The sequence below is a fragment of the Massilia jejuensis genome (genome assembly GCF_042656795.1).
Lineage (GTDB): Bacteria > Pseudomonadota > Gammaproteobacteria > Burkholderiales > Burkholderiaceae_D > Telluria > Telluria jejuensis.
Window position 1 is genome coordinate 94,090 of sequence record NZ_JBHSMS010000079.1, and the last position, 21,335, is coordinate 115,424.

Annotated in this window: 15 protein-coding genes; 1 reads left to right on the plus strand and 14 read right to left on the minus strand. The window is 65.8% G+C overall.

The genetic code is table 11. From position 1 onward, the window contains the following. Window positions 1-13: 13 nt before the first annotated feature. From ACFPOU_RS22140 to ahpC, 3 genes are all read right to left on the minus strand, one after another. Window positions 14-1,720 (minus strand): RecQ family ATP-dependent DNA helicase, encoded by a 1,707-nt coding sequence (locus ACFPOU_RS22140; protein ID WP_379726678.1) that lies wholly within the window; start codon window positions 1,718-1,720, stop codon window positions 14-16. A 649-nt stretch (window positions 1,721-2,369) separates the two neighbouring features. After that, window positions 2,370-3,962, minus strand: coding sequence for an alkyl hydroperoxide reductase subunit F (gene ahpF / locus ACFPOU_RS22145; protein ID WP_379726681.1), 1,593 nt, complete (start codon window positions 3,960-3,962; stop codon window positions 2,370-2,372). Window positions 3,963-4,044: 82 nt separating this feature from the next. After that, window positions 4,045-4,608 carry an alkyl hydroperoxide reductase subunit C gene (gene ahpC / locus ACFPOU_RS22150; RefSeq protein WP_379726684.1) on the minus strand — a complete coding sequence of 188 codons (564 nt, stop codon included), beginning with the start codon at window positions 4,606-4,608 and terminating at the stop codon, window positions 4,045-4,047. Window positions 4,609-4,920: 312 nt separating this feature from the next. Between ahpC and ACFPOU_RS22155 the strand changes: the two genes are divergently transcribed. Beyond that, the gene (locus tag ACFPOU_RS22155; protein WP_379726687.1) at window positions 4,921-6,783 is read left to right on the plus strand and encodes an ABC transporter ATP-binding protein/permease; all 1,863 of its coding nucleotides are present in this window, start codon (window positions 4,921-4,923) and stop codon (window positions 6,781-6,783) included. Window positions 6,784-6,804: 21 nt separating this feature from the next. On the opposite strand, the gene ACFPOU_RS22160 is transcribed toward ACFPOU_RS22155, so the two are convergent. The 11 genes from ACFPOU_RS22160 to ACFPOU_RS22210 form a co-directional block, all read right to left on the minus strand. After that, a complete protein-coding gene (locus ACFPOU_RS22160; RefSeq protein WP_379726690.1) occupies window positions 6,805-8,019 on the minus strand; it encodes a hybrid sensor histidine kinase/response regulator in 1,215 nt (404 codons plus the stop codon). Then, window positions 8,016-8,624 (minus strand): chemotaxis protein CheB, encoded by a 609-nt coding sequence (locus ACFPOU_RS22165; RefSeq protein ID WP_379726693.1) that lies wholly within the window; start codon window positions 8,622-8,624, stop codon window positions 8,016-8,018. Before ACFPOU_RS22165 ends, ACFPOU_RS22160 begins: the two co-directional genes overlap by 4 nt. Continuing rightward, window positions 8,621-9,451, minus strand: coding sequence for a CheR family methyltransferase (locus ACFPOU_RS22170; RefSeq protein ID WP_379726696.1), 831 nt, complete (start codon window positions 9,449-9,451; stop codon window positions 8,621-8,623). Before ACFPOU_RS22170 ends, ACFPOU_RS22165 begins: the two co-directional genes overlap by 4 nt. Window positions 9,452-9,461: 10 nt before the next feature. Further along, entirely contained in the window at window positions 9,462-12,935 is a 3,474-nt protein-coding gene (locus ACFPOU_RS22175) for a response regulator (protein ID WP_379726699.1), read from the minus strand. A 110-nt stretch (window positions 12,936-13,045) separates the two neighbouring features. Then, entirely contained in the window at window positions 13,046-15,619 is a 2,574-nt protein-coding gene (locus ACFPOU_RS22180; RefSeq protein ID WP_379726702.1) for an ATP-binding cassette domain-containing protein, read from the minus strand. Window positions 15,620-15,757: 138 nt separating this feature from the next. Further along, window positions 15,758-17,032 carry a nucleotide disphospho-sugar-binding domain-containing protein gene (locus ACFPOU_RS22185; protein ID WP_379726705.1) on the minus strand — a complete coding sequence of 425 codons (1,275 nt, stop codon included), beginning with the start codon at window positions 17,030-17,032 and terminating at the stop codon, window positions 15,758-15,760. A gap of 14 nt (window positions 17,033-17,046) precedes the next feature. Further along, window positions 17,047-17,439, minus strand: a complete 393-nt coding sequence (locus tag ACFPOU_RS22190) for a VOC family protein (RefSeq protein ID WP_379726708.1) — start codon at window positions 17,437-17,439, stop codon at window positions 17,047-17,049. Between the two features lie 65 nt (window positions 17,440-17,504). Then, the gene (locus ACFPOU_RS22195) at window positions 17,505-18,041 is read right to left on the minus strand and encodes a pyridoxamine 5'-phosphate oxidase family protein (protein WP_379726711.1); all 537 of its coding nucleotides are present in this window, start codon (window positions 18,039-18,041) and stop codon (window positions 17,505-17,507) included. 106 nt (window positions 18,042-18,147) lie between these two features. Continuing rightward, a complete protein-coding gene (locus ACFPOU_RS22200; RefSeq protein WP_379726713.1) occupies window positions 18,148-18,306 on the minus strand; it encodes a hypothetical protein in 159 nt (52 codons plus the stop codon). A 73-nt stretch (window positions 18,307-18,379) separates the two neighbouring features. Beyond that, window positions 18,380-18,847, minus strand: a complete 468-nt coding sequence (locus ACFPOU_RS22205; RefSeq protein ID WP_379726716.1) for a cyanophycin metabolism-associated DUF1854 family protein — start codon at window positions 18,845-18,847, stop codon at window positions 18,380-18,382. A 1-nt stretch (window position 18,848) separates the two neighbouring features. Beyond that, on the minus strand, window positions 18,849-21,134 hold the full coding sequence (locus ACFPOU_RS22210) for a cyanophycin metabolism-associated ABC transporter (RefSeq protein WP_465263296.1): 2,286 nt from the start codon (window positions 21,132-21,134) through the stop codon (window positions 18,849-18,851). Window positions 21,135-21,335: the final 201 nt, after the last annotated feature.

A 21,335-nucleotide genomic window follows, 5' to 3' on the forward strand; every position in this document is an offset into this window, starting at 1 on the left:
GGTCCTTGTCCGGTCAGGCGATTTTGACGAAGTCTGCCATAAAGCTTTTGTGCTCGCCGTCCGGGAAGTCGATGCCGATCTGCTCGCCCGCCACCGCGACGACGACGCCGGCGCCGTACTTCGGCACCGTCACCTGCATGCCGATCTCGAACAGCGGACCGGCCGCCTCGGGCTCCGGCGCATGGTCGAACTCATCGTCGCGGATCTCGATGTCGTCCAGGTTCATCGAGGGCGGATTCTTGCAGTTATCGCAGTGGCAGCATTTCTCGAAGCCTTCGACTTCGTCGTGAAAATAGTCGAGCATCAGCTTCCAGCGGCAAAAGCCGCTCACCGCATAGCCGACCATCTTTTCCAGCGCCTCGCGGTCGTGGTCCTGCTTTTGCACATAGACCGCGGCCAGCGCCTCGAAGTGGGCGGCCTTCGGTTCCATGGCGGTGACGACGAATTCGAGCTTGCGGTTCTGGCGCACCAGCTTGGCGTCTTTCAGCAGTTTCAGGCACACCTTGATCTTCGCCTCGTTCAGGTCGGCCAGCTTTTCCTCGATGCCCTCGGTGGTGACGACGCCCGTCTCCGCCAGTTCGCAGGCGGCGACATAGACCGAGCGGATCTCGGCCGCGTCCGGGTAGTGCTTGACGAGGAAGAACTGCTGCAAGCGCTTGTCGTCCTGCAGGAACAGCAGCGTGCACTGGGCGTCCTTGCCGTCGCGCCCTGCCCGCCCCGACTCCTGGTAATAGGATTCGAGGTTGGCCGGAATCTGCAGGTGGATCACGAAGCGCGTATCGCTCTTGTCGATGCCCATGCCGAAGGCGTTGGTCGCGACCATGACGCGCCGCTCGCCGTGCATGAACAGGTCCTGGTTGGCCTTGCGCTCGGCGCTGGGCAGCTTGCCGTGGTAGAGCGTCACCGATTCGCCGGCTTCTTCAAGGATGCGGTGCATCTCTTCGGCCGCCTTGACGGTGGCCGCGTAGACGATGCCGACGCCCTCGCTCTGCGCCACCAGGCGGCGCGCCTCGTCGTATTTTTGCTCGATATTGGTCACCTGCAGCACGCTGTAGTGCAGGTTGGGGCGGTAGATGCCGGTATTGATGACGTTCATGCGCGGCCGGTTCAGCTGGCGGCCGATGTCCTCCATGACCTCGTCGGTGGCGGTGGCCGTCAGCGCCAGCACGGTCGGCTGGCCGAGCGCGGCAATGGCGGCCGCCATCTCGATATAGGCCGGGCGGAAATCGTGGCCCCATTGGGAAATGCAATGGGCTTCGTCGATGGCGACCAGCGCCACCGTCGTTTGCTTGAGCACTGCGAGGAACTCGGGAGACGCCAGGCGCTCGGGCGTGCAGAACACGATCTGGCATTCGCCGGCGGCCAGGGCATCGAGCGCCGCATGTTCGTCCGCCGCGTTCAGGCTGCTGTTGAGCTGGCAGGCGCGCACGCCCAGTTCCTCGAGCTTGCCGAGCTGGTCCTTCATCAAGGAAATCAGGGGGGAAACGACGACCGTCAAGCCCTGGAGTAAATGCGCGGGAATCTGGTAACAGAGCGACTTGCCGCCACCGGTCGGCATGATCGCCAGCGTGTCCTTGCCGTCCAGGACGCTGTCGATGACCCGCTGCTGGCCGTCGCGCAGGTGTTCTATACCGAACACCGAGTGCAGCAATTTTTTGATGGAATGGCGGCGTACGGCAAGCAGGCCATTGTTAAGGAGTCGGGTGTCGTGTCGGGTCATGCAATAAATATAATTTGCACACGCCTACGCAGCTATAGGAGCACATGCAAGAGCCGCGTAGGAGCGGGTCCCTGGCACCCCTCCTTCGGCTGAGACAGCTACGCAAGGCCTTTTCCTACAAGGCGGCGGATTTTCCGCCGATGCCGCGCGATGCGGCCTGGCCTCAGAATGGCACCATACCAAGCGAAAACATAGCCAACACAATTACGTGAACCGGAGAAACATCATGATGCGTTCGATCCCTACCGCCCTGACCGCACTTCAAATCGCCCTCGCCGGCGCCGCCGCGTGGCTGGTCTACACCACGAACACCTTGCAAGGCGCGGCGGTGCTGATGTTTCATTAAACGGATTCCGCCCCAGGCATGGCCTGGGTTCGTCGACATGGTGATGTCGTGATGTAATCATTTTCGCAAAACATTTCACCCATCGGCGCACGATAACGCAAGGCAACAGTTATAGACCGGTGCTCCCTTCAGCACCGGCAATTGATGAGAAGACAGCGCCATTCGCAGGCAGCGAGTGGCGCTTTTTGTTTGTCGAAGACCATCGTCGCAGCGCGGTGCCCGACCCAAAAAAAACGCCATGCCGGCGGGTGCCGGCATGGCGTCATCGGTGCGATGCCCGCCCCGCGGTGCGGGGCGCGGGATTCAGGCCGCCTTGGCCTGCATGTCCACCGCATCCGTCTCTTCCGTCGGCAAACGCATCATGTAGTCGAAGGCTGCCAGCGAGGCCTTGGCGCCTTCGCCCACGGCGATCACGATCTGCTTGAACGGCACGGTGGTGACGTCGCCGGCGGCGAATACACCCGGCAGCGAGGTTTCGCCGCGCGCATCGACTTCGATTTCGCCGTGCGGCGACAATTCCAGGGTGCCCTTGAGCCATTCGGCGTTCGGAATCAGGCCGATCTGCACGAAGACGCCCGCCAGTTCCACCGTCTTGACCGCGCCGCTGGCACGGTCCTTGTAGGTCAGGCCCGTGACTTTCTTGCCGTCGCCCAGGATTTCCGTCGTCTGTGCACCCTTGATCACGTCCACGTTCTTCAAGCTGTAGAGCTTGCGCTGCAAGACCGCGTCGGCACGCAATTCGTTGCCGAACTCGATCAGCGTGACATGCTCGACGATGCCGGCCAGGTCGATCGCCGCTTCGACGCCCGAGTTGCCGCCGCCGATCACCGACACGCGCTTGCCCTTGAACAGCGGACCGTCGCAGTGCGGGCAATAAGCCACGCCGTGGTTCTTGTATTCCTTTTCGCCCGGCACGTTGATTTCGCGCCAGCGGGCGCCGGTCGCCAGGATCACCGACTTCGACTTCAACAGAGCGCCGTCGGCGGTCTGCACTTCGAACAGGGACCCCACGCGCTCGAGTTTCGCGGCGCGCTGCAGGTTCATGATGTCGACTTCGTACTGCTTGACGTGCTCTTCGAGTGCGACGGCAAAGCGCGGGCCGTCGGTTTCCTTCATCGAGACGAAATTCTCGATCGCCAGCGTGTCGAGCACCTGGCCGCCGAAGCGGTCGGCGACGACGCCGGTACGGATGCCTTTACGGGCGGCATAGATGGCCGCGGCCGCGCCGGCGGGACCGCCACCGACGATCAGCACGTCGAAGGGCTCTTTTTTCGACAGCTCGGCGGCCTTGCGCTTGCCGGCGCCGGTGTCGAGCTTGGACAGGATCTCTTCGACGCTCATCCGGCCCTGGCCGAAGTGTTCGCCGTTAAGGAACATCATCGGCACGGCCATGATCTGGCGCGCCTCGACTTCGCTCTTGAACAGGCCGCCGTCGATGGTGGTGACCTTGATGCGCGGGTTGATGACCGACATCGAGTTCAGCGCCTGCACGACTTCCGGGCAGTTATGGCAGGACAGCGAGATGAAGGCCTCGAAGACGTAATCGCCGTCCAGGTTCTTGATCTGTTCGATGACGGCGTCGTCGAACTTGATCGGGTGCCCGCCCACTTGCAGCAGGGCGAGTACCAGGGAAGTGAATTCGTGGCCGAGCGGAATGCCGGCGAAACGCACGCCGATGTCGGTGCCGACGCGGTTGATGGCAAACGAGGGGGCGCGGACCGTGTCGTCCTGGCTCTCGACGTACGAAATCCTGGTGCTCAACGAGGTAATTTCCCGGAGCAGCTCTTCCATTTCGCGCGCTTTCGACGAGCCGTCGAGCGATGCAACGATCTCAATCGGCTGCACCACTTTTTCCAAATAGGCTTGTAATTGCTTTTTGAGGGTTGCTTCGAGCATGGTTCTTCCTTTTATTCGTGAAATGTAGATGCCGGCCGGCAGGCGCGCCGGCATCCGTACTGCCTGCTGCCCTGCTGCCTGCTTAGATCTTGCCGACCAGGTCCAGCGACGGGGTCAGCGTGTCGGCGCCTTCGGTCCACTTGGCCGGGCAGACTTCGCCTGGGTGGGCGGCGACGTACTGTGCAGCCTTGACCTTGCGCATCAGTTCCGATGCGTCGCGGCCGATGCCGTTGTCGTGCACTTCCATCACCTTGATCTGGCCTTCAGGGTTGAGGAGGAAGGTACCGCGCAGGGCCATGCCTTCTTCTTCGATCATCACCTGGAAGTTGCGGGCCAGGATGCCAGTCGGGTCGCCGATCAGCGGGTAGTTGACCTTCTTGATCGCGTCCGACGTGTCGTGCCATGCCTTGTGAGCGAAGTGGCTGTCGGTCGACACGCCGTAGACCTTGACGCCCATCTTTTCGAATTCCGGCTGGAATTCAGCCAGGTCTTCCAGTTCGGTCGGGCAGACGAAGGTGAAATCGGCCGGGTAGAACATCAGGATGGACCAGGTGCCTTTGAACTGCTCTTCAGTCAGGTCGATGAACTTGCCGGCGTGGTAGGCGGTTGCTTTGAATGGCTTGATCTCGGTATTGATAAGGGACATGGAAGCTCCTGTTGTGTGTCTAAAGTTGATAAACGCAAGTGTAAATCCCTTGCGAAAACTTGTAAAATTAATTGATCAGATTAGATCGATTGATTTCTACTATCGCGAGAAGGAAACGCTCCCTGCCGTGGTGGTCAGGGCGGTCGATCTCGCAAAGGCCTGCCAGTGTGGGGCAAACCCCTCCTCTTTGCAACCGCCGCTCCCTTTGCGGTTTATGTCTGTTTCCGTACCGAAGGTTTGCATGTCCCCGCCTAAGCTTGGATCATGCAGGCAAAATTGCCTGGCCGATTAGCGCAGTCCACGGAAAACACCATGCTTACCCCCGCCAGCACCCAGGCCACGACCGCCGCCCCCGCGCCGGGTCCCGAAACGAAACGCCCGCGCGCCGCGCCCCTGTCGCTCGAAGCATGGCGCCAGTTCGTCAATGTCGCCAAACCCTACTGGCTGGAAGACCAGAAGAAACAGGCCTGGAGCCTGCTGCTGCTGCTGATCGTGCTGATGCTGGTCGAAACCAAGTTCGCCGTCATGCTCAACAACCAGGCCGGCGAGATGACCTCGGCGCTGGCCGGCAAGGACCGCGACCGCTTCTGGACCGCGGTGCGCGCCTGCCTGTTCGTGCTGGCCTTCGCGGTGCCGGTCTACGCTTTCTATTACTACATGCGCGACCTGTTCGCCAACCAGTGGCGGCGCTGGCTCACCAGCCGTTTCCTCGACAGCTACCTGCAGGGGCGCAAATACTACGAGCTCTGCGGCGACAGCGAAATCGACAATCCGGACCAGCGCATCGCCGAAGACATCAACACGTTTACCGGCCGCTCGATCCACTTCCTGCTGATCTTCCTGGGCTCGATCATGCAGCTGGTGGCCTTTTCCACCGTGCTGTGGTCGATTTCGCACCTGCTGGTCGGCGTCCTGGCGGCGTATGCGCTGATCGGCACCTTCATCGCCTTGTACGTGTTCGGCAACCCGCTGATCAAGCTGAACTTCTGGCAACTGCGACGCGAGGCCGATTTCCGCTTCAGCCTGATGCGCCTGCGCGAGAACGCCGAGTCGATCGCCTTCTACCGTGGCGAAGCCCAGGAACGGGCACACATCGACCACAAGTTCGACAAGGTGATCCGCAACTTCGCCAGCCTGATCAGGAAGCAGCGCTCGCTCAACCTGTTCCAGCGCACCTTCAGCCAGCTCACGCTGGTGCTGCCGGGCGTGATCCTGGCCGACAGCGTCCTGTCGGGCCAGCTGGAAGTGGGCCGGGCGATCCAGGCGGCCGGCGCCTTCACCGCCGTGCTGGCCGCCGTGGGCGTCATCGTCGACAACTTCGAGAGCCTGAGCCGCTTCGTGGCCGGCATCGGCCGCCTGCAGGCCCTGTCCAACCTGGTGCTGCCCGACGCGGCGCCCGCGGCGCACGCCGCCGCCCCTTCCGGGACGCACCCGCGCATCGAACGCCGTCCCGGCGAGCACCTCGCGCTCGACGCCCTGACCCTGCATCCGCCACGATCCGACCGGGTGCTCATCAAGGAGCTGAGCCTGGTCCTGAAGCCCGGCGACGCGCTGCTCATCACCGGCGACAGCGGCTGCGGCAAGAGCTCGCTGCTGCGCGCGATCGCGGGCTTGTGGCAGACCGGCAGCGGCGTGATCCACCATCCGCCGCTGGAACACTTCTTTTTCCTGCCGCAACAGCCCTACCTGCAGTCCGGCACCCTGCGCAGCCAGCTGATCTACCCGAGCGCCGCGTCGGGCTTGAGCGACGAGCAGCTGCTGGCGATCCTGGAAGACGTGCACCTGCCGCAGCTGGCCGAACGGGTAGGCGGCCTGGACGCCGTGCAGGACTGGGACAAGCTGCTGTCGGTGGGCGAGCAGCAGCGCCTGGCCTTCGGCCGCGTGCTGGTGCATCGGCCCAGCATCGTCATCCTCGACGAAGCCACCAGCGCGCTCGACAGCGGCAACGAAGCCCTGCTCTACGCGCGCCTGCGCGACAGCGGCACCACCCTGGTCAGCATCGCGCACCGCGCCGCGGTGCTGCGCCACCACACGCATGTGCTGCAATTGATGGGGGAAGGTGCGTGGGCCGTGCACGAGGCGAGCGGCTTTGAATTCGACGGGCCGGCAGCGCCGCCGCGCGCCGCCGTCACGCCGGCGGCGGTAGCGCCGCATGCGATGGCGGCCGCCGGCTGACCCCGACGCAGGCGCGCCGGCTCAGGCCGATTCGGCGGCGCAGGCCGTCGGCACGTCGCACGGCAGCGCCAGGCTGAAGGTCGAGCCCTGCCCGGGGATACTGGTCACGCTCAGTTCGCCGCCGTGGGCGCCGGCCAGCTGGCGCGAAATGTAGAGGCCCAGGCCCAGGCCCTTCGGCTCGCCGTTGCGCGCGCCGCGCTCGAAAGGCTGGAAGATGCGTTCGATGTCTTCCGGCGAAATGCCCTTGCCCTGGTCGACGACGTCGATGCGGGCGCACTTGCCCTCCACGTTCACCCGCACCTCGACGTTGCAGCCGCCGCCGTAGCGCAACGCGTTCGTCAGCAGATTCACCACTACCTGCTCGATGCGGAACTCGTCCCAGCAGCCGGTCACCGGCGCATGGGACGCGAGCGTAATGGCGCAGCCGCTGGCGGCCGCCTGCAGCGACAGGTCGTTCACGACGCGCTCAAGCATGCCCATCAGTTCGACCGGGGCCGGCCGCACCGACAGGGTGCCGTTGCGCATGCGCGTCACGTCCAGCATGTCGTCGATCAGGCGGATCATGGCCTTGATCTGGCGCTCGTCGCGCATGATCATCGCGCCCATCTGCTCGCCGGCGAAGGCTTGCAGGTTGCCGCGCTTGAGGTGCAGCGTGCGCATCTGCGTCTCCAGGAACAGCGTGTTCAGGGGCGTGCGCAGCTCGTGGGCGACGAGCGACATGAACTCGTCGCGCATGCGCAGGGAGCGCTGCAGTTCGGCCTGGGTCGCGTTCAGTTCCCGCAGCAGGGTTTCCTGCTCGCGCCGGCTCTTTTCCAGCGCTTCCATCTGGCGCCGCGTCTCGCGGCGCTGCTGGTCGAGCGCGACGAAAACGTTGACCTTGCCGCGCACCGCGTCCGGATCGAGCGGCTTGTACAGGAAATCGACGGCGCCGGTCTCGTAGCCCTTGAAGGCATAGTTCAATTCGCGCCCGGCAGCCGAGACGAAGACGATCGGAATGTTGCGGGTGCGTTCGGTGCCGCGCATCAGCTCGGCCAGTTCGAAGCCGTCCATGCCCGGCATCTGCACGTCGAGGATGGCGAGCGCGAACTCGTGGTCGAGCAGGAGCGCCAGCGCTTCGTCGCCCGACTGGGCGTGGAACACGAGGCGCTGCTCGTCGCGGATCAGGGCGTCGAGGGCGCGCAGGTTGTCGGGAAGATCGTCGACAATGAGTAGTTTGCTTGGTTCTTGTAGGCTCATGTTGTCTCCAGCTGTGGCAGCAGCGCGCGGATCGCGGCCAGCGGCAGGACCAGATGCGGCTGGCACAGGCGGATCGCGCCTCGCGGCATGGTCGCGGCCTGCGCCTCGTTCGGATCCTGCACGACCGTCAGGCCGCCGCGCTGTTTGATCCTTTGCATGCCTTCGGCGCCATCGAGGTTCGCGCCGGTCAGCAAGATGCCGGCCAGCGCCGCGCCATAGGCGTCGGCGGCCGACTCCAGCAGCACATCGATGGCCGGCGGCGCATAGTGCACCGGCGGCTCGCAGCTGATGGAAAAGACGCGATCGCGTTCGATCGACAGATGGTAGCGCGCGCCGGCGAAATACACCGTACCGCCTTCGACCGGCGCCTTGTCGACCGCTTCGCGCACGGGCAGCGGCAGGCGCGCGGCGAACAGCTCGGCCAGGCGGCTGTCGCGGTCGGCCGGTACATGCAGGATGCACACGGTGGCCGGACCGAAGCCGGGCGGCAGCGCCGGCAGCAGTTCGACCAGCGCATCGACCCCGCCGGCCGAGGCGCCGATAACGATCGCCTCGATCCTGCGGCCCGCCAGCGCAGCCGCCAGCGCCTCCCGGGAAGCGTTCATGGCGCCGCCTTGCGGAAGATGCGCTCGCGTTTGGCGACCGGCTCGAAACGCTGGGCGTGGCTCGAGAAATCGATGCTTTCCTTGCTGCCCAGGGCAAGGAAGCCGCGGTGGCAGAGCGACTCGTGGAACAGGCCCAGGACTCGGTCCTGCAGGCGCCGGTTGAAGTAGATCATGACGTTGCGGCAGCTGATGAAATGCGTTTCCGAGAACACGCTGTCGGTCGCCAGGCTGTGGTCGGCGAAGGTCACGTTCTCGAGCAGGGCGCGGTCGAACAGCGCGCCGCCGTAGGCGGCCGTGTAGTAATCGGAAAACGCGCTCTTGCCGCCCGCCTTCTGGTAATTCTCGGTGTACAGGCGCATCCGGTCGAGCGCAAAGACGCCGCGCCGCGCCGCTTCGAGCGAGGCCGGATTGATGTCGGTCGCGTAGATGATGCTGCGCTCGAGCAGGCCTTCCTCGTGCAGCAGGATGGCCAGCGAATAGACTTCCTCGCCCGTGCTGCAGCCCGCCACCCAGAGCTTGAGCGACGGGTAGGTCGACAGGTGCGGCACGACCTGGGCGCGGATGGCCGCATGGTACTCGGGGTCGCGGAACATTTCCGTGACGGGAATCGTCAAGTATTGCAGCAGCCTGGTGAAGGCTTCGCTCTGGTGCAGCACCCTGGCCTGCAGCTCGGAGACGGTGGCGCACTCCATTTCGCGCATGGCGACGAGCACCCGGCGCTTTTGCGAGGCGCCCGTGTAGTCGCGAAAGTCGTAGTTGTACTTGAGGTAGACCGCCTCGACCAGCATCCGCACTTCGATGTCGATGTCGTCCGCTGGATGCTTCATGCGCCCGCCTTCACACACGCTCCATCGTCGGCATCCAGACCCGCAGGAGCGAGTACAGGCGCGCCAGGTCGATCGGCTTGGCCAGGTAGTCGTTGGCGCCGGCGGCCAGGCATTGTTCCTGGTCGTCCTTCATGGCCTTGGCGGTGATGGCGATGATCGGCAGGCGGTTGAAGCGGCCGTCGGCGCGGATGCGGCGCGTCGCTTCGAGGCCATCCATGCCCGGCATCATCACGTCCATCAACACCAGGTCGACGCCCGGCACTTCGTCCAGCTTGGCGAGCGCCTCGAAGCCGTTCCTGCCCATTTCGACGTTGGCGCCGCGCTGCTCGAGCGCGGCGGTCAGGGCGAAGACGTTGCGCACGTCGTCGTCGACGAGCAGGATGGTGCGGCCCTCGAAGACGCGGTCGCGCCCGCGCACGGTCCTGAGCATGTGCTGGCGTTCGGTCGAGAGCTGCGATTCGACCTTGTGCAGGAACAGCGTCACTTCGTCGAGCAGGCGCTCGGGCGAGCGCGCGCCCTTGATGATGATCGAGCGCGAGTATTTCATCAGTTCGGCTTCCTCGTCGCGCGTCAGATTGCGGCCCGTGTAGACGATCACCGGCGGGAAGGAAACCAGTTCTTCGTGCGACATCTGCTCCAGCAATTCCTTGCCCTGCATGTCGGGCAATTTGAGGTCGATGATCATGCAGTCGAAGATCTCGGTGCGCAGCAAGGCCAGCGCTTCCTCGCCCGAGCCGACGGCATCGATCCTGACGTCCGCGTCGGCGATCAGGCTGACCACGCTTTCGCGCTGGCGCTCGTCGTCCTCGACCAGCAGCACGCGCTTGATCTGCTGCGCACTCTTTTGCTGCAGCTTGCGGAATACGGCTTCGAGCTGCTCGCGGCTGGTCGGCTTCAAGGCATAGCCGATCGCGCCCAGGTGCAGCGCCTCGCCGGCGTTGTCCATGCTCGAGACCACGTGCACCGGGATGTGGCGCGTGGCCGGATTGTCTTTCAACTGCTGGAGCACCGACAGGCCCGAACTGTCCGGCAGGCGGATGTCGAGCAGGATCGCGTCCGGGCCCTGGGCCGCGGCCAGTTCCAGGCCTTCGCCGGCGGTCAGCGCCACCAGGCAGCGGTAGTCGAGGTCGTGCGCGAGGTCGAACAGGATGCGCGCGAAGTCCGGCTCGTCCTCGATCACGAGCACCGTGCGCGCGCCATGCGCTTGCTGCGCGCGGTCGTCCGGGAACGAGGATCGGGCCGGCGCTTCCTCGATCGCTTCGACCGGCGCCGCGACCGGCGCGGGCACGGGCCGGGCTGCGCGCACCGCCGGCGCCGCCGCGCGCGGCGCCGGCGGTGCGGCCGACACCATGCCGTTCCTCGGCATGCTCAAGGTGAAGGTACTGCCCTCGCCGGGGATACTCGACACGACCAGGGTGCCGCCCAGCAAACTGGTGAGGTCGCGCGAGATCGACAGGCCCAGCCCGGTACCGCCGAAGCGGCGGTTGGCGGTGCCGTCGGCCTGGTGGAAGGCCTCGAAGATGCGTTCCTGCTGGTCCGGCGCAATGCCGATGCCCGAATCGACGACGGTGAACTGGACCCAGCCCTCGTCGGTGGCGCTGACCGTCAGGTCGACCTCGCCCCGCTCGGTAAATTTCACCGCGTTCGACAGCAGGTTCCTCAGCACCTGCTCCAGGCGCTGGCGGTCGGTGTGCAGGGTCGGCGGCACGTTCGGCTCGACCTTGACGGTGAAGCGCAGGTCCTTCTGCTTGGCCAGCGGCTCGAAGGTGCGGCCCAGCCCTTCCACCGTACGGCGGATCGGCAAGTCTTCCGGCAACAGTTCCAGCTTGCCGGCCTCGACCTTCGAGATGTCGAGGATGTCATTGATCAGGTGCAGCAGGTCGTTGCCAGCCGAATAAATCGTCTGGGCGAATCGCACTTGCTCGGTGTTCAGGTTGCCCGGCACGTTGTCGGCCAGCAGCTTGGCCAGGATTAGCGAGCTGTTCAGGGGCGTGCGCAGCTCGTGCGACATGTTGGCCAAGAATTCGGACTTGTAGCGGCTGGCGCGTTCCAGGTCCAGGGCGCGGGCGCGCAGCTGCTCCTGGGCTTCGCTCAGGGCCGCATTCTTCATGTCCAGGCTCAATGCCTGCTCGGCGAGCTGGTCGTTGGTCTGCTCCAGTTCGGCCTGCTGGTTTTCCAGGCTGGTTTGCGATTCTTCCAGCGCGCGCGACTGCTCTTCGAGTTCCTCGTTGGCAGTGCGCAGCTCTTCCTGCTGCACTTGCAGTTCTTCGTTCAGGGCCTGGCTTTCCGACAGCGCATCCTGCAGGCGCTGGCGGTACACGACCGCGCCGATCGAGGCGCCGATGGCGTCGCCGACGAGCTTGAGGAATTCGATGTCGCGCTCGCGCACCGGATGCAAAAAGCCGATCTCGAGGACGCCTTTGACCTTGCCGAAAGTGCTGTACGGCGCGATCACGATTTCGCGCGGCGCCGCTTCGCCCAGGCTGGAGCCCACCTTGATGTAGTCGGCCGGTAATTCCTTGACCCGCAGCAGGCGGTTTTCGTTGGCGGCCTGGCTGGCAAGCGAGGCGCCCGGCGCGATGATCTTCGCGCGTTCTTCCTCGTTCGAGAAGCCATAGGCGCCGATGCGGCGCAGTACTCCCTCTTCTTCCCGGAAATACATGGCCGCGACCGTGCCGCCCAGATAGCGCACCACATGGTCGAGCACGGCCTGGGCCAGGGTTTCGAGCGAATTGAGGCCGGCGCTCTTCGACGCCAGCTCGGTCTGGCCGCTGCGCAGCCAGCTCAGGTGGCGCAGCTCGGCGTTGTGGTCGTTCTCGTGCTTAAGGACTTCGCCATAGCTGGTCGACAGGCGCAGCAGTTCGCGCCGTCCGAAGGCGGCCAGCAGGCCGCCGACGACCAGGGTAAACACCAGGAAGGAACCGACCGACCAGGCGGTCACCGCGCGCGCCTCTTCGCTGCGCTTGGCGAGCAGCTCGCGTTCGGTCGCGACGAAACCGTTGAACTGGCTGCGCACTTCGTCCGTCAGATTCTTGCCGCGGCCGCTGAGGATGGTTTGCAGGACGTCCCGCCTGGCGCGCCGCGCCTCGATCACCTCGCTGGCGAACTTGAGCCACTCCTGGTGCGCGGCGCGCGCCCGCTGCAGGCGGTCGGTCTGCGCCGGGTGGTCCGCCACCAGGCGCTGCAGGGCGTCGAGTTCGACGCCGGCCTTGGGCTTGGACACCGTGTATGGACTGAGGAAAGTTTCGTCGCCGGAGATCACGTAGCCGCGCATGCCCGCTTCCATGTCAGCCACGAGCTTGCTCACCTCGTTGGCCTTGCCGATGACTTCCTGCGAGTGCTCGACCCAGTTCAGCACACTGACCAGGTAGGCGACGATCGCCACGAAGACAGCCGCGCTGAGCACCGACAGGCCGAGCGGAAGGGCGACGTTGCGCGTCAGGATGCGACGGAACTGGGCGTTATCGAGCGAGGTGCCGGTCATGTATTGCGATTATCGTAAGAAAAAAGTTCTTAAGTGTAACGCAAACGACATGATGCCGGCGCTTCAACCGTGCGCCGCCGAGGGCAAGCGCGGCCGGCCGTCGATCGTATTTACGCCGGCAGCCAGGGCCGCAGATAGGGCGCGCTGCGGCTGCCGGCGGCGCGCGCCACCCGTTCCGGCGGACCGGCCGCGACCACGGTGCCGCCTTCGTCGCCCGCGCCGGGACCGACATCGATCACCCAGTCGCAGGCGGCGACGACCCGCATCGTGTGCTCCACCACGACCACGGTGTTGCCGGCTTCGACCAGGCGTTCGAGCTGGAGGACCAGGCGGTCGACGTCGGACGGGTGCAGGCCGGTGGTCGGTTCGTCCAGCACATACAGGGTGTTGCCGCGCCCGGTGCGCTGCAGTTCGGTCGCCAGCTTGATGCGCTGCGCCTCGCCGCCCGACAGTTCGGTGGCGGGCTGGCCCAGGCGCAGGTAGCCCAGGCCGACTTCGCGCAGCACTTCCAGCGAACGCGCGACCAGGGCTTCGCCCGCGAAGAAGTCAAACGCTGCGTCGACCGTCATGCCGAGGACGTCGGCGATGTTGCGGTCTTGATAGGTCACTTCCAGCGTCTTGGCGTTGTAGCGCGCTCCGGCGCAGACCGGGCATGGCGCATAGACGCTGGGCAGGAAGAGCAGCTCGACCATGACCGAACCTTCGCCGGCGCAATTCTCGCAGCGGCCCTTGGCGACGTTGAACGAGAAACGCCCGGCGTCGTACTTGCGCGCCCTGGCCATTCTGGTGGCGGCGAACAGCTTGCGCACCTGGTCGAACAGGCCGGTATAGGTGGCCAGGTTCGAACGCGGCGTGCGGCCGATCGGCTTCTGGTCGACCCGTACCATGCGCCGGATCGTTTCCATGCCCGACACGATGCGCCCTTCCAGCGGCAGCGCCGTTTCCTGTTCCAGGTCGTCGGTTTCCTCCACTTGCCCGGCCGGCGCGCCCTGCCCCAGCTCGCGCGCCACCAGCTCGACCAGCACCTGGCTGACCAGGCTCGATTTGCCGGAACCGGACACGCCGCAGACGGCGCTCAAGACCCCGAGCGGAAATTCGGCCGCCAGCTGGTTCAAGTTGTTGCGGGTAACGCCTTCCAGGCGCAGCCAGCCGGCCGGGGCGCGCCGTGTGCGCGCCCGGATCGGCGTGTCGTCGAACAGGTAGCGCCGCGTCTGCGAGGCGTCGACCCGTTCCAGGCCCTGCGGCGGGCCGCTGTACAACACCTCGCCGCCCTGTTCGCCGGCGGCCGGTCCCACGTCGACGATCCAGTCGGCGCAGCGGATCACGTCCAGCGCATGCTCGACCACGAACAGCGAATTGCCCGAGGCTTTCAGCTGCGCGAGCGCGGCGAGCAGCGCTTCGGTATCGGCCGGATGCAGGCCGGCCGAGGGCTCGTCGAGCACGTAGACGACGCCGAACAGGTTCGAGCGCACCTGGGTGGCCAGGCGCAGGCGCTGCAGCTCGCCGGGACTGAGTGTCGGCGTGCTGCGTTCCAGCGCAAGATAGCCCAGGCCCAGCGCCAGCAGCACGTCCAGGCGCGCGACCAGGTCTTCGGCGATGCGCTGGGTGACGATGAGCTGCTCCGGATGCAACCTGGCGCGCCCCTTGTCCGCGGCCGCCTTGCCGCTGGCATAGGGTGCGAGCAGGTCGTGCAGGCGCGCCAGCGGCAGGCGCGAGATATCGGCGATGTCGATGCCGCCAAAGGTCACGGACAAGGCTTCCTGGCGCAGGCGCTTGCCGCGGCACAGCGGACACTCCTTGCTGACCATGTAGCGCGCCACGCGCTTTTTCATCGCGGCGCTTTCGGTGGTGGCGAATGTCTGCAGCACATAGCGGCGCGCGCCGCTGAACGTGCCCTGGTAGCTCGGCGTGTCCTTGCGCTTCAAGGCGCGCCGGGTTTCCTCGGGCGTGAGGCCGGCGTAGACCGGCACGGTCGGCGTCTCGTCGGTGTAGAGGATCCAGTCGCGGTCCTTTTTCGGCAAATCGCGCCAGGGCGTGTCGACGTCGTAGCCGAGGGTGACGAGGATATCGCGCAGGTTCTGGCCATGCCAGGCCGGCGGCCAGGCGGCGACGGCGCGCTCGCGGATGGTGAGCGAATCGTCCGGCACCAGCGACTGTTCGGTCACGGCATACACGCGGCCCAGGCCCGAGCATTCCGGGCAGGCGCCTTCGGGCGTGTTCGGCGAAAATGATTCGGCGTAGAGCAGCTCCTGCCCGGCCGGATAGTCGCCGGCGCGCGAATACAGCATGCGCAGCGAATTCGACAAGGTGCTGACGCTGCCGACCGAGGAGCGCGTGGTGGGCGAGCCGCGCTGCTGCTGCAGGGCGACCGCCGGCGGCAGGCCGTCGATCTCGTCGACTTCCGGCACCGGCATCTGGTGGAACAGGCGGCGCGCGTAGGGCGAGACCGATTCCAGGTAGCGCCGCTGGGCTTCGGCGTAGAGGGTGCCGAAGGCGAGCGAGGATTTACCGGAACCGGACACGCCGGTAAACACCACCAGCGCGTCGCGCGGGATGTCGAGGCTGACGTTCTTCAGGTTGTGTTCGCGCGCGCCGCGCACCCGCACATAGCCGGGGCGGCCCGCGCCGGCGCCATTGCCGGCCTGTCCACCCGTCTCGTTGTTGCCTTCCGCTTTGCGTCGCATCGCCGCTTCCACTCTTTGCTATCGATGCCCGCATTACATCGCGCCTGGTGGAAGGCGACAGTGCGGTGACACACCGAGGCCTGCAGCGGACCGGTCGATCCTGGGCACATGTGACGTGGTGAGCATCGGTGGGCGGGTTCACGGCGGCGCCGGGCGCGCCAGCGCCGCCAGGGCCGCCACCACGTCCCCCACCCCGGCGTCGCCCGCGAACTTCCCCGCCACCGCCCCGCACCGCCCGCGCAAGCCGTCGTCGTCGAGCAGCGCCTCCAGCCCCGTGACCAGCCGCCGCGTGTTGAGCCGCGTGGCCGGCAGCGACAAGCCCACCCCGAGCGCCTCGACCCGCGCCCCGTTATCGAACTGGTCGTGCGCGAGCGGCACCACCAGCTGCGCCGTGCCCGCGTGCAGCGCTTCGGCCGTCGTACCGATGCCGCCGTGATGCACCAGCACCGCCACCCGCGGCAGCAAGGCGCGCAGCGGCACGTATTCCTGCCACAGGATATGGCGCGGCAGTGTCGCGGGGAGCTGGTCGCGGTGCGGCGTCAGCAATACCGCCCGCTCGCCCAAAAGACGCGACGCCTCGATCGCATGCGCGAAGTAGGCCCGCGCCTGGCGATTCCCGGTGCCGGGCGTGAACACCAGCGGCCGCCCGCCCTGCCCCAGGAAATGCGCCAGCTCGCGCGACAAGCCTGCGTCCGGAGCCGGATCGAACAGCGGAAAACCGCTGCGCACCAGCGGCCGCGGCCAGTCCGGCTGGGTCGGTGCGAACCATTCCGGGAATAGCGCGATGGAGAGGTCGGCAATCGCGCCGATGCCGTCGATGAGGGAACCCATCGGCGCCAGTCCCGCTGCGCGCCGCGCCGCGTTCACGCCGGGCAGCGCGACCGGATCGATGAAGCGTGCCCCGAGCGTACGCCAGAGACGGCGGCGCACACCGTGCGGCACCCAGCGCGGCACGCGCCAGGGCCCGAGCAGCAGCGGATCGTGGACGGTGGGCAGGTTCGAGGGCGCAAGGAAAGCGGCGGCGATGCGCAAGCCTGGACGCGCGGCGCGGCACAAGTCCGCTTCCGGCAAGGCCAGCGGATGCACCAGCATGGTGCAGTTTTCATCGCGCGGCAAGGCGGCCATGAAGGCAGGCACCGCTGCCATGGCCGGCCGCGTCGCTTCCCAGACGACGCCGAAGCCGCGCGTCGGGTGCCACAGCTCGGGATGGTCGAGCACGGCCGGGTCGGCCGGCAAGCCATGGAAAGGCAGGCCGGCCGCCCGCACGAAGGGTTCGTGCTGGACCGGACCGAGAAAGCTGAGCCGGTGCCCCGCCTCGCGCAGCGCCAGGGCAAGGCGCAGCAAGGGAAACAGGTCGCCGGCCGAGCCGATCGTGATCAGTACGAAGTGCGAGGACCCGGGCCCTTCTTCCATGCTGCGCGTGCCCATCAACCGTGCGCGGGCTGGCGCGCATAGCTCACGGTGAGGATTTCCCAGCGGTGGTTGTCGGGTTGGTCCCAATAGATATTGCGCCCGCCATGCGCGGTCCCGATCTGTCCATCGTTCGGGCCGCGCACGTCGCCGCGCCAGCCGATGCCGGCCGCCTCCAGCCGGCGAACGATCGCATCGAATTCGGCATCGCTTACCCGGAAGCAGAAGTGCTCGACCGACAAGGCCTCGTCGGTTGTCAGGAAATCGAAGGTCAGGCCCGGGTTGACGTAGACGGCCGAAAACATGCCGAGCGCCGTCTCGTCCCAGGGCACGTCGAGCAGGGAGGCAAGCAGGCGCGCCGATGCGACACGGTCGCGCGCGGGTACGATCACGTGGTCCAGTTCGATCATTTCTCCCTCCTTCGAGCCTGTTTATGCGCCCGGGCGCGCCGAGGCGCGGCGCGCCCGGGCCGGTGTCACGGCAGCAGCTTGCCTTCGATCGAATCGTCGAGCGTCTTGCCGATCGCCGCGCCGATGAGCATCTTGGCGCCGGCCACGACCTGGCCATGCTTGTTGTCCCAGTAATAGCCTTCGCGCGGCACGACCTGGATGACGGAAATGCGCGGATCGTCCTGGCCCTCGGTGAACCAGGTCTTCAGGATCGGCTTCCACAATTGCTTGATCTTGGCCTTGTCCTGCGAGACGGTGGCGATGCCGTCGAGCTCCATGAAGCCGGCGTGGGCACTGCGCTGGAAGAACAGCTTGACGGCCGGATCGTGCGCCAGTTCCGCATTCGTGTGGCTGTCGGTGGCGCTCAGGAACCACAGGTGGCCGGCATCGTCGGCCTGCTGCACGCTCATCGGACGCACGCCGCGGCTCTGTCCGGTGCCGCCGCTAGTGCAGAAGAAACACGTTTCCACCTCTTCGGCCATCTCGCTGATCCGTTTGCGGGCCTCGAGGCCGGTCAGGTCGCGGTGGTTTTCTTCTGGCTGGTTACGGTTGATCGAATCCATGTCGGCTGTCCTGTAAAGTTAGCAATGGAATCACAGTACGGCAAATTCGTTCCGGGAACTGTGGTCGGTTTCACGCTCGCCGCATCGGGGCCGGGACAAAGACAGGTCAGCCGCCTTGCGCACGCGCGCGCGGCCAGGCCGGCAAGCCGTCGAGCGTGTTCATCCAGCTCAACCGTTCGGCGGCGAAGGTCGGGTCGCGCGGCGGCACGGCTTCCGAACCGAAATGGCACAGGATCAGGATAGGCCAAGCCGGGTGGCGCTTCAAGCGCCGCACGGGCCGGGAAGCGCCACTGGCCAGGACGCGTGCGTACAGGCAGCCGGAGAAGGCCGACTTCGGCTTACAGGAAGCGGTCCAGGATCTTCCGGCTGTGCTTGTCGATCCTGAACATGTCGCGCACCAGGAAATTGATCCCGTGGCTGTCGGAAATGAGCAGCGCCGCCTCGCCCACCCGGCGGATATCCTCGTCGACCTTGAGCACGAACGCCGTCTCGCCGCGGTCCGTCTTGACCGTCCAGGTGCACGGCGTGGCAAAGCTCGACACGCTGGCGATGTGCTCGATCTCGGGAATGAATTCGCGCCCCTCGAGTTCTTCGGTGACGAGCGCACGGACCTGCTCGGGCGCGCCGGCCAGATCGTCGATCCAGGCGACTTCCTTGCCGCCGTCGCGCACCAGCGAGATGCCGCGCGTCGGCGCCTGGATCGGGAAGGCGCGCACGGGGATGACGCCGGCGACATCGACGCCGTCCTCGCCCGTGAACACCAGTTTGCCAAAGCTGTCGCGGCGCAGTTGGAATGCGTAAGTCATGTCAATCGTCCTTGTCCTCGTCGTCCATGTCCTGGTCCACGTTGCGCGCCTGCGCTTCATAAAGGCGGTGGTAGGCGCCCTCGCGCGCCATCAAGTCGTCGTGGCTGCCCTCTTCGACCACCACGCCGCGGTCGAGCACGATCAGGCGGTCGGCGCGGTGCAAGGTCGACAGGCGGTGCGCGATCGCGATCGTGGTGCGGCCCTGCACCAGGTTGTCGAGCGCCTTCTGGATTTCCTTTTCGGTTTCCGAGTCGACCGAGGAGGTCGCCTCGTCCATGATCAGGATCGGCGGGTCGATCAGCAAGGCGCGCGCGATTGAGATGCGCTGGCGCTCGCCGCCGGACAGGCCCTGGCCGCGTTCGCCGACCATCGAGTCGTAGCCCTGCGGCAAGCGCAGGATGAATTCATGGGCGTGGGCGGCGCGGGCGGCGGCGATGATGTCCTCGCGCGTCGCATCCGGCTTGCCGTAGGCGATGTTCTCGGCGATCGTGCCGAAGAACAGGAAAGGCTCCTGCAGCACGAGGCCGATGTTGCGGCGGTAGTCGGCGACCGCGAACGAGCGGATGTCGACCCCGTCGAGCAGGATCGCGCCTTCGGCGACGTCGTAGAAGCGGCAGATCAGGTTGACCAGGGTGCTTTTGCCGGAGCCGCTGTGGCCGACCAGGCCGACCATCTCGCCGGCCTTGATGTTGAGCGAGATGCCGCGGTTGACGGCGCGGTTACCGTAGCGGAAACCGACTTCGCGCAGCTCGATGTTGCCCTCGACCCGGCCCACCTTCACCGGATTGACCGGGTCCGGCACGCTCGAGACGTGGTCCAGGATGTCGAAGATGCGCTTGGCCGCCGAGGCCGATTTTTGCGTGACCGAGACGATCCGGCTCATCGAATCGAGGCGCACGTAGAAGCGGCCGCTGTAGGCGATGAAGGCCGACAGCGTGCCGACCGTGATGTCGCCGCGCGCGACTTGCCAGATGCCGAAGCACCAGATCACTAGGAGGCCCAGTTCGGTCAGGAAGGACACGGTCGGCGAGAACAGCGACCAGACCTTGTTCAGCTTGTCGTTGACGGCCAGGTTGTGCCTGTTCGCCTCGCGAAAGCGCACCGCTTCGCGCTTTTCCTGGGCAAAGGCCTTCACGACGCGGATGCCGGGAATGGTATCGGCCAGCACGTTGGTGACCTCGCCCCAGACGCGGTCGATCTTCTCGAAGCCGGTACGCAGCTTGTCGCGCACGACGTGGATCATCCAGGCGATGAAGGGCAGCGGCACCAGCGTGATGAAGGCCAGCCACGGGTTGATCGTGAACAGGATCACGCCGGTCATGATGATCATCAGGACGTCGGACAGGAAGTCCAGCAGGTGCAGCGACAGGAACACGCAGATCCGGTCCGAGCCGCTGCCGATGCGGCTCATCAGGTCGCCCGTGCGCTTGCCGCCGAAAAATTCCAGCGACAGCTTGAGCAAGTGCTCGTAGGTCGTCGAGCGCAGGTCGGCGCCCATCCGTTCCGACACCAGCGCCAGCACATAGGTCTTGGCCCAGCCCAGCGCCCAGGCCAGCACGGCGGCGCCCAGCAAGCCGCCCATGTACAGGTAGACCAGGTCGTTGTCGATCTTCTGGCCGTTCTGGTACGGGATCAGGACATTGTCCATCAGCGGCATCGTCAGGTAGGGCGGGATCATGTGCGCCGCCGTACTGCCCAGCATCAGCAGGAAGCCCAGCAGCAGCTGGCCGCGGTAGGGCATGGCGAAGCGCCACAGGCGGAACAGGGTCCAGGTCGAAGGCGGCGTATGCAGCACCTTGGTGCAGATCGGGCACTCTTCCTGGTCCGGCTCCAGGGGCGCCTTGCAGCTCGGGCAAGTGTGCTGCTCCGGCACCCGGACGGGCAGGCCGGTCGCGACGCTTTTTACCTGCTCGGCAAAGGCGTCGGCAACGCGGATCGCATGCAGGTTCTGGCCCAGCGTGAAGCGCCAGGAAGCCAGCAAACCGTGCCGGTCCACCAGTTCCAGGTGGCCGACGCCGGCGTGGTCGTGGTGGCGCAGCGCCAGAGCGCTCTCGAAGGCCCAGTCGCGCCAGGCCGATTCGCCCGGTGCGCGCGAGAGCAGGCGGCGGTCGGTGACCACCAGGATGCCCTTCATGAAACGTAATTTCGCGTCGAGGTCAACCTCCACGCCGGTTAGAACGTTTTCCCCTGATGCAAGCTGTTTCCGGACGTCATTGTCCCACCCGTCAGGCAGGAAGCCGGCGGCGGCTGCCAGCGATGTCGGCGTAGCTAATTGTTGAGTTGTCATTGAGGTGCAGCCTGCGACAGGCATGTTCTGGATAGAGGGTAACGCGGTGACCGGCTCAGCGGTTTACTTAGAGCAGCGGAAATAGTTCGCTACGGGGCAAAACGGGTCGGCCGGGGATGCCGATTTGGCATAAGTCGGTACGGCAATGTAAGCTTCGGTAAAGCAAGTATACAACATGTGCGCTGCCGTACCCCGCATGGG